Genomic DNA, 14823 nt, shown 5'->3' with positions numbered 1-14823 from the left:
CGGCCTCTAGCGCCCCGAGGGGGGCGGTGTCGAGGGGTTGGCGAGCGGCAGCAGGGTGTCGTGCAGGATGGCGGCTGCCGATGCGAGGCTGTGCCGCGCCTCGGCATGCGCGCGCACGGCGCGGCCAAGTTCGGCCCGGCGGGTCGCCGCGACGCGGATCGCGCCTGCCATTGCCGCCGCGTCGCCGGGTGGCGGCAGCGGCTGCAGCGCGGGGGCGAGGGCTGCGCGCGCCGCGGGGCCGTCCTCGGCCACGACCGGCAGCCCCGCCGCCTGCGCCTCGAGCCAGACGAGACCCACGCCCTCGCCGACGCCCGGCCAGAGAAGGAGGTCGGCGGCCTCCATCGCAGGCCGGATGGCGGCGGGATCGCACGGGCCGAGGAGGCGCACCCGCGCACCGAAGGGGGCGAGGAGGGACGCAACCTCGGCCCGCGCGGGGCCATCGCCGATGACGTCGAGCGTCCAGTCGTCCTCCGGCCCGAGCGCATCGAGCGCCGCAGCCAGGCGCCGGTAGCTCGCGGCCTTGTCGCCGTCGCGCATCATGGCGACGGTCAGCAGGCGCAGCGGCGTCGCGGCCGGGCGGGGATCGGGCGCGGGCCCCGTGTCGACGAAGGCGGGGAGATGGACCATGCGCGGCCCGCAGCCGGCCGCCTCGAGCGCCGGACGGTCGCGGGCGGTGGTCCAGAACAGGAGATCGGCGGCCGCGATGGCGCGCTCGGCCGCGGCGGCGAAGCTGGCCCAGGGGCCATCGCGGCGCCGCGGCGAAAGCGAGGGCTCGGAGATGACATAGGGGATGCCGAGCGCCCGTGCCGCGGCGGGGCCGATCAGGTCGGGGGCCTTCCAGTAGCAGTGATAGGTGAACCACAGCGACGGCCGAGGACCCCGCGCGGCGCGGATGCGCGCCACCTCGGCCTCGGCCTCGCGTATCAGCCGGTCCTGCGCGGCCGGGTCCCCGGCCATGTCGAGGCTGCGCAGACGGCTCGCCACGATGGGCTCGAAGCCCGCGGCCTCGAGCGCGCGCAGGGTGAGGCGGGCGATCTGGCGGTCGCCCGAGGGGGTCGGGTGATCGGGTGGCTTCATCGGGGCATGGAAGGCCACCCGGGGGCGCCGCCGCGCAGCGACGGCGGGGGGAGTGGCGGCGTCGGGCGCGGCAGGCATCCCGCCCGGCCTCACGCGCCCGCGAGCGCGGCGCGCAGCGCCCGGTCGATGCGGCGGATGCCAGCCTCCATCCCGAACTCGGCGATCAGCCGGCGGTGGGCGGCGTCCGCGAGGCGCCGGCGCAGGCCCGGATCGGCCGCGAGCTCGAGGATCGCCGCGCGCAAGGCCGCCGGGTCGGCCGGCGGCACAAGCCGGCCCTGCGCCCCGTCCTCGATGAACTCGGGGATGGCCGCGATCGCCGTCGACAGGATCGGCAGCTTCTGGCTCGCCGCCTCCATCAGCACGTTCGGCAGGCCGTCGCGATCGCCGTCGCCCGCGATCTTCGAGGGCAGGACGAAGAGATCGGCGCGGCGCATGGCGTCGATCACCTCGGTCTGGTCGCGCTTGCCGCGCCACTCGATCCGCGCGTCGATGCCGGCCGCCCGCGCGCGGGCGCGTAGCTCGCGCTCGAGCTTGCCGCCGCCGATATGCACCAGGTGCCATTCGAGGCCCGCGGGAAGCTCCGCGAGCGCCTCGATCAGGTCGTCATAGCCCTTCTTCTCTACCAGCCGCCCGACCGAGAGCAGGTTGAAGCGTTGGCGGTGCGGGCGGATGTCGGGCGGCGGCGGAAAGCGCCCGAGGTCGAGGCCGTGATAAACGAGCCCGATCTTGCCGTCCCCGACCACCTGCCCGCCAGCGTCGAGCCCGGCCAGATGCTCGGCCCCCGCGCGGGTGCAGGTGACGCCGAAGCGGGCGGCCGCGATCTTCTCGCGCTTCTCCCAGTCGGGGATCGTCCAGATGTCCTTGGCATGGGCCGAAAAGCCCCAGCCGATGCCGCGGATCAGCGCGGCATAGCGCGCGACCGAGGCGGGCGTGTGCAGGAAATGTGCGTAGATGAAGCGCGTCGAGCGCGGGAGTTCCGCGGCCAGCACGCAGGCCTGCCCGAAGCGGCGGACGCGGTTCGCGCTGAGATCGCGCGCAAGGTCGCGCAGCCAGATGCCGAGCGCCTTGCGAAAGCCGCGCTGGCCCGCCGCGACGGTGACCGAGCGCAGCACCCGCAGCGGCTCGCGCCAGAGGTATTCGGGCAGATAGCGTCGCCGCGCGCGGATCTGCTCGTGGATCGGGTGGATGCGGTCGTCATAGGGCTGGCGCAGCGACCAGATCTCGAACTCGTGGCCGCGCGCCTCGAGCGCGGCGAGCTCCTGCGCGATGAAGGTCTCGGAGAGGCGCGGATAGCCCTTGAGGACCACCGCGAGCGGTGCCGCCATGGCGCCTTACCCGCCGACCGAAACGAGATGCGGCGCCTCGCCGCGTGCGCGCTCGACGATGGTCTCGAGACCCGAGAGTAGCCCGGGAATCCGCACCGAGGACGGCGGCGGCTGGTGGGCGAGGGCGCGGATCGCGTCGGCCATGGTGGCCGCGGCATGGCCGTCGCGTCCCGGCTCGAGCATGCGCACGAGGCCGAGGCGCTCGGCCGCGCGGGCCCGGATGTACTGCTCGCGCCGGGGGCGGGTGCGCGGCGCGATGATCGCCGGGCGGTCCATCGACAGGATCTCGCAGAAGGTGTTGTAGCCACCCATGGCGACGACGCCCGCGGCGTTCGCGAGCAGGCGCTCGAGCCGGGCATGGAAGGCCATCGCCGTCACCCGCTCGCCAAGCCGTGCGATGCGCGCGTCGAAGGCCGCTCGGTCGGTGGCCTTCATGAAGGGGCCGTAGACGATCAGCGCGGGCAGGTCGAGCGCGCGGTCACGCTCGTAGGCGCGGATCACCCAGTCGACCAGTTCGCTTCCGTCGCCGCCGCCCCCGGTGGTGACCAGCAGGTAGGGCTGGGCGGGCACCTCGCCGTCCGGCTCGGCCGGCCATTCCGGCACCTCGCGGCGCAGGTAGCCGGTGTAGACGATCCGCTCGCGCATCCGGGCCGAGAGGCCGAGCCCGTCGAGCGGGCGGCACAGCTGCGGCATCCCGTAGACCCAGATCTCGTCGTAATAGCGCTCGATCGCGTCGATCGCGCCCTTGCGCGCCCATTCGGCGGCGAGCAGATCCTCGTCGTCGAGCACGTCGCGCACGCCCAGCACGACCCGGGTGCCGCGCGCGCGCATCAAGTCGAGGGTCGAGGCAAGCTCGCCACGGAAGCCCCACGGCTCCTTGTCGACGATCAGGAGGTCGGGCGCGAACTCGCGCGCCGCCGCCTCGATGATCGCGCCCCTGAGGCTGGTCATGTGGTCGATGTCGATGGCGAGCGACGACGAGGTATAGCTGCCGTCGGACAGCTTGATCACCCCCGGCAGGCGGACATGGTCGACCCGCTCGGGGAAGTCGAAGCGACCGGCGATGGGCGAGCCGGTGACGATGAGCGCGGAGGAGGCTGCATGCGCGTCGATCAGGGCGCTGGCGATCGTCCGCGATCGCCGCAGGTGACCCAGACCGAATGTGTCGTGGCTGTAGAGCAGCGTCCGCGGCGCGGGCGACCCGAAGGAAGGGGAGCCAAAGCCGGTCATCATCATCCCCCGCCAACGGGATCCTTCGGAAGCCTTGCAATATCTTGCGCGCCGCAGCAAGCCCCGAATACCCTCCGCGACAGCGACGCGCCGGCGCGAGTGGCGCTGGCGGACCGCCGGAAGGGCGTGCTCGCGCCGCGTTACATTCCGCCACGATCGCGCGAGCGGACGATGCGGCGCGAGCGAGGTTGCGCTAGGTTGAGAGATTACGGTGGTGCCTGTGCCGCATTGCCGCGGGGCCGGCGCAGGCACGGTTGGCCGGCAGGATGGGATGCGCAACGACATGACGCGAAGCGGAAAAAGGCGTGACGGAGCCCGGCCGGGCCGCGGATGGGCGCTCGTCGCGCTGGTCCTCGCGGTCCTTCTGGCTGCCGCGACGCTGACCCCGCAGCCCGCCGGGGCGCAGCTCTTCGAGCTGAGCGAGATCCTCGGCGGCAAGACGCCCGCGCAGGAGGCGCAGAGCGCGCGGCAGGCGCCGCCCGTCCTGCCCGACCCGCGCCCGCCGCTGCAATCCCTGCCGGTGCGGCCCTTCGACCCGGCCGCCGCGCCGAGCGCGACGGACTATGCCCGCGTCGCCAACGCCGCCGTGACGCCCGAGACATTCGGGGCGCGCGGCGTGCTCGACCGGACCGAGACCTTCGTGGGCATCTTCCGGGCGCGGCTGATCGCCATCCTCGTCCGCGCGCCGCACGCCTTCGGCGAGATCGGCACGACCCTGGCCGCGGCAAGCCCGACCGGGCGGCCGATCTACTTCCTCGGGATCGCGGTCTTTGCGGCCCTGCTGCTCGTGCTCGGGCGGGCGGTGGTCGAGCTCTACTACATGTTCGTCGCGCGCCCGGTCTTCGTGCGCATGCAGCGCGCCGACCCGGTGGGCTTCACCGATAAGCTGCCAGTGCTGATGAACCGCGTCCTGCTGGGCCTCGTCGGGCTCGTGGCGCTCCTCGTCATCGCGTCGCTGGTGGGGCTGATCTTCTACGAGGAACACGTGGCGACGAACCTTACCGTGCTCACGGTGTTCGCCACCTATGCCGCGCTGAACATGATCAACGTTCTGTGGCGCATGGTGCTGGCCCCCTACCTGCCCGAGTACCGTCTGCCGCCGATCGGCGACGGCGAGGCGCGGCGGCTCTACATGTCGGTGAACGCGGCCAGCGTCACCGGCGTCGTCGGCGCGGCCTTCTGCTTCTGGGTCGAGGAGTTGGGCCTGCCGCGCGAGCCGCACGTGCTCGTGACGCTCGTGGCGACGCTGGTGACCGTCGTCCTCCTGCTGGTCACAATCCGGGCGAACGCGGCGGCCGTCGGGCGGATCATCCTCTCGGGCCGGCCGCGCGCCGAGGTGAGCTGGATCACGCGGGTCGCCGCGTCGCTCTGGGCGCCTGTCGCGGTCTTGTACCTGATCGCGAGTTGGGCCGATCTCGGGTTCCGGCTGGTCATGGGGATCGACGCCGGGCCGGGGCGCATCATGGTGCCCTACTTCGTGCTGATCGCGGGCATCGTGGTCTATGGCGCGATCATGTATGCCATCGAGCGCGTGTTCGAGCGCCAGCGCCGCATCCGCGCGCTGAACCGCGCCGCCGAGGAGCGCCGCATGGCCGAGGATCGCGCCGACGCGACGGTGCGGGCGGCGGCGATCCGCGACGATGCCTTCTTCGGCGACACCGCCGACATGGACGCCGACGGCGACGAGGAGGGCGGCACCGCACGGCTGCGCCTCGCCCCGCCCGTGCCGCCCCGGGGCAGTCCGGCGTTGACGCCCGAGTCCGGCGCCGAGGCGGACGGCGAGGCCGTGCCGCCGCCGATGCCCCCGCTGCCCGCGGGACCCGGCATGCGTACCATGGAGGATCTCGCGCGCCGGATGGCGAGCCTGCTCGCCGTGGGCACGGCGGCCTATGTGCTGCTGCAATACTGGGGCCTCGGCGCCTTCGTCACCGAGAGCGCGGCCTTCGGGATGGCGGAGAGCCTGATCGACGTCTTGCTGGTCGGCTACATCGTGTTCCACGCGACCAGGATCTGGCTCGATCAGAAGATCGCCGAGGAGGGGGGCGACGACCTGCCCGCGACCCCGCTCGACGGCGAGGGCGGGGGCGTGGGTGCCAGCCGCCTCGCGACGCTGCTGCCGCTGGTGCGCAACTCGATCCTGACGGTGATCGCGGTCAGCGTTGCGCTCCTCGCCGCGATCGAGCTCGGGGTCAACGTGGCGCCCCTGTTCGCCGGTGCCGGCATCGTCGGCCTCGCGATCGGCTTCGGCGCCCAGACGCTGGTGCGCGACATCATCTCGGGCGCGTTCTTCCTGATCGACGACGCCTTCCGCAAGGGCGAGTACATCGATGTCGGCGAGGTCAAGGGCACGGTCGAGAAGATCTCGGTCCGCTCGTTCCAGCTTCGCCATCACCTGGGGGCGCTGCACACCATCCCCTTCGGCGAGATCACCCACCTCACCAATTTCTCGCGCGACTGGGTGATGATGAAGCTGCCGTTGCGGCTGACCTACGACACCGATGTCGAGAAGGTCCGCAAGCTGGTCAAGAAGCTGGGGCAGGAGCTGCTGGACGACCCGACGATCGGCGACAAGTTCCTGCAGCCGCTCAAGAGCCAGGGCGTGATCCAGATGGAGGACTCGGCGATGATCGTCCGGGTCAAGTTCATGACCCGGCCGGGCGACCAGTGGGTGGTGCGCAAGCGGGTCTACCAGGACATCCGCGACCTGTTCGAGCGCGAGGGCATCCATTTCGCCCATCGCGAGGTCACCGTCCGCATCCCCAACCTGCCGCAGGGGCACGAGCTTTCTGCCGACGAGCGCCACGCCGCCGGCGCCGCGGCGCGCGCGGCCATCGACATTGCCGACACCGGAGCCCTGGCCACCGGCACGCATGGCCCGATCGACGACCGCTGAGCGCCCGTGTCGCACGCCCGCGCGCCGGCGGACATGGCTCAGCCGGCGGCTGTCGCGCTGCGGATCTGCGACCCGATCGCGTCGAGCAGGCGCAGACGCTCCTTCTTCATGTCCTCGAGGGTGAAGTCGGCCACGGGCTCGATGTCGGTCTCGGCGCGGTGGATGATGCGGTTGAGCCGGTGATACTCGTCGGCCATCCGCGCGAAGTGCGCATCCTGCGCCTTCAGCGCGTGGATCGTCGCGGCGTCCTGCGGGAAGGCCTCGCTCAGCTCGTGCGGCGTATGCGTCATCGTCGTGCTCCCTCGACATGTCTGGCGGATCGCCGCCGAGACTAGCGGCGGGACCACGGCAGGGCCTTGCGCGAGATCAAGAAAACCTGCGCAGCTCGCGCTGGCCCGATGCTCGGTGCCGACGTGGTCCTTGGCCGTTACGCCGCACTGCGGTAAACCGGAACATCGAGGCGACGGGGAGCGGATGAACATCTATCTGCCAATCGCGGAAGTGTCCGTGAACGTCTTTCTTCTGCTCGGCCTCGGTGGTGGCGTCGGGGTGCTCTCGGGCCTGTTCGGCGTGGGTGGGGGCTTCCTGATCACGCCGCTGCTGATCTTCATCGGCATCCCTCCGGCGGTCGCGGTCGCGACCGGCACGAATCAGGTGGCGGCGGCCTCGTTCTCGGGCGTGCTCACGCACTGGCGGCGGCGGACGGTCGACATCCGGATGGGCCTGGTGCTGCTGGCCGGCGGCATCGTCGGCTCGGGCATCGGGGTCCAGCTCTTCGCCTGGCTCCGGCGGCTGGGGCATGTCGAGATCTTCGTCTCGCTCTGCTATGTCGTCTTCCTCGGCATCGTCGGCGCGCTGATGCTGGCCGAGAGCATCCAGGCGCGCCGGCGCACGCGGCGTGGCACGGCGCGGCGGGTGCGGCGCCATCACTGGGTTCACGGCCTGCCGCTGAAGATGCGATTCCGGCAATCCAACCTCTACATCAGCGCCATCCCGCCCTTCGCCGTCGGCATGCTGGTGGGGGTCTTGGCGGCGGTGATGGGCGTCGGCGGTGGCTTCATCATGGTGCCGGCGATGATCTACATCCTCGGCATGGCGACCTCGGTGGTGGTGGGAACCTCACTCTTTCAGATCCTGTTCGTCGCGGCCTTCACCACGATGCTCCATGCCGTCATGAACCAGACGGTGGATGCGCTGCTCGCGATCGTGCTGATCGTCGGCGGCGTGCTCGGCGCGCAGGTCGGCGCGCGCCTGAGCCCGCGGCTGCGCGCCGAGGAGCTGCGGATCGCACTGTCCGTGCTGGTGCTGATCGTCTGCCTCAAGCTCGCCGTCGACCTCGTGCGCACGCCGGACGAGCTCTTCAGCCTCGCGGGGCCGAGGTGATGCGGGCGGCCGGGCTCGTCCTCGCCGCGGCGCTGATGCTGCTTCCGCTGCGCGCCGCGGCCGAGCAGGTCGTGGCCGGGCTGAGCCAGACGCGCGTCTCGATCACGACCTGGTTCTCGGGGTCCGAGATCTTCATCTACGGCGCCGTGAAGCGCGAGGCACCGATCCCGCAGGGGGCGCCGCTCGACGTGGTGATCGCGGTGACCGGGCCCTCGGCGCCGGTCATCGTGCGGCGCAAGACGCGCGAGTTCGGGGTCTGGGTGAACGGGCCGGGCCTGTTCGTCGATGCGGCCCCGAGCTTCTACGCCGTCTCGACGACGCGGCCGCTCGAGGATGTGCTGAGCGCGACCGCGGATCTGCGCTATGGCGTCGGGCTGAAGGGGCTGGGCCAGGTGATCCGCCTGGTCGACGCGCCGCGATGGCTGGGCGAGCAGCGCGACGAGTATCTCGACGCCGTGGTGCGCCTCCAGCGCAATCGGGGCGTCTACTACGAGCAGATCGGCGGCGTCACGGTCGCCGAGGAGACGCTGTTCCAGACACGCCTCCAACTTCCCGCCCAGCTGGTCGAGGGCGATTACCGCGCCCGCATCTTCCTCACCCGCGACCGCGAGGTGATCGACTCGTTCGAGACCTCAATCGCGGTGCGAAAGGTCGGGCTCGAGCACTGGGTGGACGAGATGGCGCACAAGCGCAGCGCGCTTTACGGCGTTCTATCCGTGGTTGTGGCGCTGGTGGCCGGTTGGGCCGCGTCCGCGCTGTTCCGGGTCGCCTTCCCCTGACGGCTTGTGTCCGTCCCGGAATGGCGCACCAAATCTCGTGTTCGGACGATCTAAACCATTTTCAGGGCACAGTTGCGGCGCGATCAAGGGTGCGCTGGGCAGAAAGGGAAATTCGCGCTAAGGTTGCAGTACGTCGTTCGTGTGAACAGAGTGCGTGTCATGTCGAGATTGTTTTCGGGACTGCTTCTTGCCGCGTCGCTTGCCATCGCATCCGGCGCCGATGCCGGCCCCGCCGGAGGGCAGGGCGATGCCGGCCGCACGGTGGCAGTGCTCCACGACGCCGGGCAGACGATCGAGTTGCGCGGCCTGCGCACGCGCGTCGTCGCCTTCTACGAGTACCGGGGCGGATCGGTCTCCCTCACCGTGCTGATGAGCGGTGGCAGCCTCGGCCGCGAGGTTCTGCGCGCCTCGCTCGGCCTGAGCGACGGGCAACGGCACGCCGTCATGATGGATGGCGGCGACGGGAACGGAATGCGCGAGCGCTTCAGCTTCACCCGGCGCGGCGGCGACGTCGAGGTCGCCTTCGAACAGGTCGCGCCACTCCCTGCCGCGCGCGTGGGCGCTGTGACCTCGTCGGGGGCGACCCGCCTCGCCAGCCTCAATGAATGAGGCCGGCGGGGGGCGGCCGTCCGATCCGGGTCCGACCCGGGGCAGCTTGCGCCGCGGCCCTGTGACAAAGGTCACAGCATCGCGGGACGCGATTCGGCCATCCTGATCCTGTCCCGGGCGCCCAGCCGAACCTGTCCCAAGCTGTCTGCCGGCCAGGCGCTCAAGACGGCCACGTGTGTTCCTTGTGAGACCTCTCGACCTTGGGCGTCAGCCGGCACGGCCGCTGACGCCCCTTCTTCGTGGGCCCCTGGTGCCGCGGCTCAGCGCGCGCGCTGGCCGAACAGGACCTTCTGGGCCTCCTTGTCGTCGGCGAGGTTCATGCGCTTTTCCTCGCCCAGCTTCTTGCCGGTCCGGACCGCCGGGCGATTCCAGATCCGCTCGAGCCAGGCCGCCATGTGCGGAAAGTCGGCGATGTCCTGGTTCTGCCGGCTCCAGCCCTGTGCCCATGGCCAGATCGCCATGTCGGCGATCGAATAGGCGCCCGCCACATACTCGCGGTCGGCAAGCCGCCGGTTCAGCACGCCATAGAGGCGGTTGACCTCGTCCGTGTAGCGCTTCTTGGCATAGGGCAGGTCCTCGGGCGCGTAGTTGAGGAAGTGATGCGCCTGCCCCGCCATCGGGCCGACGCCCCCCATCTGCCACATCAGCCACTGTTCGATCTCGACGCGCTCGCGCTCGGACGAGCCATAGAAGCGTCCGGTCTTGCGGGCCAGATATTGCAGGATCGCGCCCGATTCGAAGATCGAGATCGGCCGGCCGTCGGGCCCGTCGGGATCCACGATCGCCGGCATGCGGTTGTTCGGGGCGATCTTCAGGAATGCCGGGTCGAACTGCTCGCCCTTGCCGATGTTGATGTACTTCACCTCGTAAGGCAGTCCCATCTCCTCGAGCGCGATGGAAATCTTCCAGCCATTCGGCGTGGGCCAGTAATACAGCTCGATCGGCGCGGTCATCTCGATCTCCTCGTTCACCTGTGTGAAAACCGGGCGAGGCCTCTAGATGCGTGCTGCGCGCGGCCCCGGCAAGGGGGCTCACGTCGGCGCGAGGTGCGCGGTCTCGGGCGCCATTGCGGCAGCGGGGCGGGCGAGCGCGTGCGGCAGTCCCGGCCACAGCCGGCGGGGGGCCTCGATCTGCGGGGCCGGCAGTGCCTCGAAACCGGGCTCGCCGCGGACCACCGCGCGCCACAGCGTCATCGCGCCCGGATCGGCATAGAAATGCCAGTGCGAGAACTGTGGCGGGCGGCGGATCGGGGCCGGGCTGCGGGCGTCGAGCCATGCCAGTGTCCGGGGGCAGTCCAGCCGGAGGTCACGCCAGCGCGGATGCGGGGCGCCAAGGCCCGTCCAGCCGAGCGGACGGTCGCCCATCCGCGCGGGCCCCGGGGCGAAGACCGCGAACAGAAGATCATAGAGCCCGTTTGCGCGGCTCGTGGCGTTGAGGAACTCGGCCGTGCCGCCGGCGCGGCGCTGGGCGTCGAGCGCGGCCCGCGCCTCGCCCGCATACTCGGCCGCGGCGAGCATTACCACGCGGCCGAGCGCGAGGTCGGGCCTGCACCGCACCGCGGCGAGCGCGACTCGCGCGCCGAGGCTGTGGGTGAACAGTCCCGGCCGCAGGTCCGGTCTGAGCGCCGCGACCCGTCCGAGCACCTGCGCGAGCCCGCGCCCCGCGCCCTCGGCACCACGATAGACCAGCGAGAAATCGTTGGCGCCCCGCATCAGCAGGCTGCGAAGCCGCCCGCGGCGCGCGTCCCAGCCGAAGGCGATGCAGAGCCCCTCGCCCCGCCCGGTCTCGGTGAAGCCGAGGCGCGCGGGCCAGTCGGCGCGCACGGGACGCAGGCGGGCGGAGGGCGCGATCTCGTCGGCGCAGTAGAGCAGCGACTGCGCGCAGGTCTCGCGCGTCCCGCCCGCCCGCCGCCACGAGAAGCGATAGCCATGGACGAGGACCGTGACGGGCGCGCCGGGCGGCACCTGGCCGAGGGCGGCGTCAAGGGCCGCGGCCCAGCCCGTCCCGCCCTCAGCCGACAGCACCTGTCCGGTGCGGGTCGCGTTCACCCGAACGATTGCCATCTCTGCCTCGACGCCGCGGGAGCTGTGTCGCCCCCTCTGGGATCTTGCGGTCGTTCTACCCTTCCTCCCCAACATCTTGATGACGGACGGATGACGCGGTGGTAACGCGCGGTGCGGACGGCGGGCAGCCGTTGCGCGAGGGCGCTTGACCGGGGTCCGGTCATCCTCTATCGGCGGATCTGCGTGGCGATTTGTCGGACCGGCTTGCGGGCCACGGAAAAGAAACCGCTAAAGAGGTCGGGGGGCGCCGGGCGCCCTCCATCCGTCCGGTCCGCGAGCACGGAAGGACGGGGATTCCCGGAAGACCGCATGACCCAAGATGCTCCTCGCGCAGGATTGCGCGCCCGCACCCGCCTCGTCCACGAGGGCGCCCGCCGCAGCCAGTATGGCGAGACGTCGGAGGCGCTGTTCCTGACGCAGGGCTTCGTCTACCCCAGCGCCGAGGCCGCCGAGGCCCGCTTCAAGGGCGAGCTTGCGCCGGGCGAGGAAGGGTTCATCTATGCCCGCTACGGCAATCCCACGGTGGCGATGTTCGAGGACCGCATCGCCGCGCTTGAGGGCGCCGAGGCGGCGTTCGCCACCGCCTCGGGCATGGCGGCGGTGCATGCGGCGCTGATGTGCCAGCTCAAGGCGGGCGATCACGTGGTGGCGGCGCGCGCGCTGTTCGGCTCGTGCCTCTACATCGTCGAGACGCTGTGCCCGCGCTTCGGCGTCGAGGTCACGCTCGTCGACGGGGTCGACCTTGCGCAGTGGCGCGCGGCGATGCGGCCCGAGACCCGGCTCCTGTTCCTCGAAAGCCCCTCGAACCCGACGCTCGAGATCGCCGACATCGCGGCGATCGCGGCGATCGGCCATGAGTGGGGCGCGCGGCTGGTGGTGGACAATGTCTTCGCGACGCCGCTGTTCCAGCGTCCGCTGGCGCTGGGCGCCGACGTGGTCGTCTATTCGGCCACCAAGCATATCGACGGGCAGGGCCGCTGCCTTGGCGGCGTGATCTGCGGATCGGAGCGCTTCATCCGCGACGAGGTCGAGCCCTTCGTCAAGCACACGGGCCCGGCGCTGAGCCCGTTCAACGCCTGGGTGATGCTGAAGTCGCTCGAGACGATGGCGGTGCGGGTGCAGGCGCAGACCGACGGGGCCGAACAGCTGGCGCGGCATCTCGCGGGGCGCGCGCGCGAGGGTGCGCCGCTGGGCCGGGTGCTGTATCCGGGACTTGCGGACCATCCGCAGCACGACCTGGCGGCCCGCCAGATGGAACGGCCGGGGCAGATCGTGTCGTTCGAGGTCGCGGGCGGCCAGCCCGGCGCGTTCCGCTTCCTGAACGCCCTTCAGGTTATCGCGATTTCGAACAACCTGGGCGACGCCAAGAGCCTGGTCACGCATCCCGCGACAACCACGCATCAGCGGCTGAGCGAGGAGGCCCGCGGACGGCTTGGGATCACGCCCGGGCTGGTGCGGCTCTCGGTCGGTCTCGAGGACCCGGAGGACCTGAAGGAGGACATCGACCAGGCGCTCGCGCGGGTATGATGCGCCTGTGCCGGGCGCCATCGCCGGACTGGCGTATTTACCATTCGAAATGGTGTCCACGTTATCAGCCTGGCCCGGCCTTGCTCATTTTTTCTTTAATTCCAGATGGTTTAGCCGAATTCGCATTTCAGCGCTTTTCAACCGTTCTCAACTGTGCGCAAACGTACAGGTGTGATTTATGGCGGAAAGAGCGCGACATGCCGAAGCGGGTTTATCGGGATTTATCGAAGACGGAGCTTGCCAATCCCGAGGACGGGCGCCGCGCGCTCGGCGGCGGGCTGTATATCTACGTGAGCAACGGCGGCAAGGCGAGGTCGTGGGTCTGGCGCGGCGTGGTGCGCGGACGGCGGCGCGAAATCGGCATCGGCCCGGTTGACAAGGTAAGCCTGAGCGCGGCGCGGGCGACAGCGCTCGAATGGGGCCGCGTTGCCTTTGCCGGAGGCGACCCGCGCGAGGAACGCGACCGCGACAAGCGGGCATTGACCACCTTTGCCGAAGCGGCGCGGCAGGTGCATGCGGAACAGGTCGAAGGACGCGCGACCCCGGCGCATGCTCGAAGCTGGATTGCATCTCTCGAACAGCACGCTTTCGCGGTAATCGGTGCGCTGCCTGTGGCCAGCATCACGCAGGGCGATATCCTGCGGGTTCTCGGCCCTATCTGGGTGGACAAGCCCCCGACCGCGCGGCTGGTGCGGCAGCGTCTGGCGCAGGTGTTCGACTGGGCGACGGTTGCGGGGCTGCGCGAGGGCGTCAACCCCTGCGCCGGAATTGAGCGGGGGCTCGCCAGCGTCAAGCACAAAACGGCCCACAGGCGCGCGCTCGCATGGGGTGACGTGCCGGACTTCTTCGCCGATTTGCGGGCGGTGGACAAAATCGCGGCGCGGGCATTGCAATTCCAGATACTGACCGCTGTCCGACCGGCAGAGGCTGCGGGCGCGACGTGGGAGGAAATCGACCTCGACGCGCGGCTGTGGCGCATTCCGGCCGAACGGATGAAGGCGCGGCGCGAGCATGTGGTGCCTCTCTCGGCCGAGGCCCTGGCGGTGCTGGACGGCGTGCGGAGGCTGTCGGGCAAATTCCCCTTTCCCAGCCCTAATAACCCGGCGCGCCCGACGCATCCCACAAGCCTGCAACGGGTGGTCAAGGGGCTGCGGGCCGATGCCGATGCTCACGGGTTCCGCAGCGCCTTCCGCGACTGGGCCGAGGAACGCGGCGGCGTGCGCGGCGAGGTGGCCGAGATGGTTCTAGCGCATGTGGTCGGCAGCCAGACCGTGCGGGCCTATCGCAGGGCCGACGTGCTGGAAGAACGCCGCGAGGCTCTGGCGCGGTGGGGCCGCTTCGTGGTGCCGGTGGCGGCGGATGTGGTGGCTATTCGATAGATTCTCAAAAAGTTGTTAAGTAGAGTTCTTTTCTTGACAACAACTTAGCAGAAAGTTTGCAGAATTCGAGATGGGATTGGGGCAATCGGTTGTTGCCAGAGATTCTCGCGGTGCCCAATAATTGTCGAAGCGCAACAATTCGCGCCGAAACGATGGAGCAACCGATGGAAAAGCCCGACTTCACTATTTCTGAATTCGCCAAAATTCTTGGCGTGAGCCAAATGACCGTCCGCCGCGGTATCAAGGACCGTCACATTCGGGCCTACCGGGTCGCGCGACAGTGCATCCGAATTCCGCGCGAGGAACTTGAGCGCATCCGTTCGGGCGAGGCGGCGTGACGAAAGCGAAAAGCCCCGACGCTGCGAACGCCGGGGCTCTCGAATTCAGTTCAAGCCTGCTGAAGGCAATGTCAAAGGAACTTGGCTTGAGGCGGAATAGCCGCCTCCCTACCCTCGTGGCATGAGCAAACCCAACCCCCGTCCGCTACTTCAAAACGTCACCCGAGATCATCCGCCTGGCGGTCATGCTCTACGTCCGTTTCCCGCTATCGCTGCGGAA

General features: G+C 70.2%; 13 protein-coding genes, 1 pseudogene and 1 riboswitch. Of the genes and pseudogenes, 8 read left to right on the top strand and 6 right to left on the bottom strand.

All coding sequences use genetic code 11. The annotated features are described in order from the left end of the window. Nucleotides 1-6 precede the first annotated feature (6 nt). The 3 genes from M1105_RS14255 to M1105_RS14245 form a co-directional block, all read right to left on the bottom strand. Nucleotides 7-1077, bottom strand: coding sequence for a glycosyltransferase family 4 protein (locus M1105_RS14255; RefSeq protein WP_249581048.1), 1071 nt, complete (start codon nt 1075-1077; stop codon nt 7-9). Between the two features lie 89 nt (nt 1078-1166). Continuing rightward, nucleotides 1167-2402, bottom strand: coding sequence for a glycosyltransferase family 4 protein (locus M1105_RS14250; protein WP_249581047.1), 1236 nt, complete (start codon nt 2400-2402; stop codon nt 1167-1169). 6 nt (nt 2403-2408) lie between these two features. Continuing rightward, nucleotides 2409-3632: a glycosyltransferase family protein gene (locus M1105_RS14245; protein WP_249581046.1), complete on the bottom strand. Its 1224-nt coding sequence runs from the start codon at nt 3630-3632 to the stop codon at nt 2409-2411. 283 nt (nt 3633-3915) lie between these two features. On the opposite strand from M1105_RS14245, the gene M1105_RS14240 reads away from it, so the two are divergent. Continuing rightward, nucleotides 3916-6525, top strand: a complete 2610-nt coding sequence (locus M1105_RS14240) for a mechanosensitive ion channel family protein (RefSeq protein ID WP_249581045.1) — start codon at nt 3916-3918, stop codon at nt 6523-6525. A 38-nt stretch (nt 6526-6563) separates the two neighbouring features. Here the strand turns inward: M1105_RS14240 and M1105_RS14235 are convergent, their stop codons facing one another. Continuing rightward, nucleotides 6564-6815 carry a YdcH family protein gene (locus M1105_RS14235; RefSeq protein WP_249581044.1) on the bottom strand — a complete coding sequence of 84 codons (252 nt, stop codon included), beginning with the start codon at nt 6813-6815 and terminating at the stop codon, nt 6564-6566. Between the two features lie 184 nt (nt 6816-6999). On the opposite strand from M1105_RS14235, the gene M1105_RS14230 reads away from it, so the two are divergent. The 3 genes from M1105_RS14230 to M1105_RS14220 all read left to right on the top strand — a co-directional run bounded on the left by M1105_RS14230 (nt 7000) and on the right by M1105_RS14220 (nt 9296). Further along, the gene (locus tag M1105_RS14230; protein WP_249581043.1) at nt 7000-7908 is read left to right on the top strand and encodes a sulfite exporter TauE/SafE family protein; all 909 of its coding nucleotides are present in this window, start codon (nt 7000-7002) and stop codon (nt 7906-7908) included. Then, nucleotides 7908-8687, top strand: coding sequence for a TIGR02186 family protein (locus M1105_RS14225; RefSeq protein WP_249581042.1), 780 nt, complete (start codon nt 7908-7910; stop codon nt 8685-8687). Before M1105_RS14230 ends, M1105_RS14225 begins: the two co-directional genes overlap by 1 nt. A gap of 159 nt (nt 8688-8846) precedes the next feature. Continuing rightward, complete coding sequence (locus M1105_RS14220; RefSeq protein ID WP_249581041.1) at nt 8847-9296, top strand: hypothetical protein; 450 nt, start codon at nt 8847-8849, stop codon at nt 9294-9296. Nucleotides 9297-9556: 260 nt separating this feature from the next. Here M1105_RS14220 and M1105_RS14215 read toward each other — a convergent pair whose 3' ends face one another. Further along, complete coding sequence (locus tag M1105_RS14215) at nt 9557-10249, bottom strand: glutathione S-transferase N-terminal domain-containing protein (RefSeq protein ID WP_249581040.1); 693 nt, start codon at nt 10247-10249, stop codon at nt 9557-9559. A 78-nt stretch (nt 10250-10327) separates the two neighbouring features. Then, a complete protein-coding gene (locus M1105_RS14210; protein WP_249581039.1) occupies nt 10328-11359 on the bottom strand; it encodes a hypothetical protein in 1032 nt (343 codons plus the stop codon). A 173-nt stretch (nt 11360-11532) separates the two neighbouring features. Then, nucleotides 11533-11612: riboswitch (SAM riboswitch) on the top strand. 56 nt (nt 11613-11668) lie between these two features. On the opposite strand from M1105_RS14210, the gene metZ reads away from it, so the two are divergent. The 4 genes and pseudogenes from metZ to M1105_RS14190 all read left to right on the top strand — a co-directional run. Next, entirely contained in the window at nt 11669-12886 is a 1218-nt protein-coding gene (gene metZ, locus M1105_RS14205) for an O-succinylhomoserine sulfhydrylase (protein ID WP_249581038.1), read from the top strand. Between the two features lie 197 nt (nt 12887-13083). Then, entirely contained in the window at nt 13084-14265 is a 1182-nt protein-coding gene (locus M1105_RS14200; RefSeq protein WP_249581037.1) for a tyrosine-type recombinase/integrase, read from the top strand. A gap of 164 nt (nt 14266-14429) precedes the next feature. Beyond that, nucleotides 14430-14603 carry an excisionase family DNA-binding protein gene (locus tag M1105_RS14195; RefSeq protein ID WP_249581036.1) on the top strand — a complete coding sequence of 58 codons (174 nt, stop codon included), beginning with the start codon at nt 14430-14432 and terminating at the stop codon, nt 14601-14603. 134 nt (nt 14604-14737) lie between these two features. After that, a pseudogene (locus M1105_RS14190) lies at nt 14738-14823 on the top strand (IS6 family transposase); the annotation flags it as partial.

The organism is Thermohalobaculum sediminis, assembly GCF_023487995.1.
Lineage (GTDB): Bacteria > Pseudomonadota > Alphaproteobacteria > Rhodobacterales > Rhodobacteraceae > Thermohalobaculum > Thermohalobaculum sediminis.
Note: the sequence above shows the minus strand (reverse complement) of the source record. Positions and strands in the feature narration are given on the sequence as shown.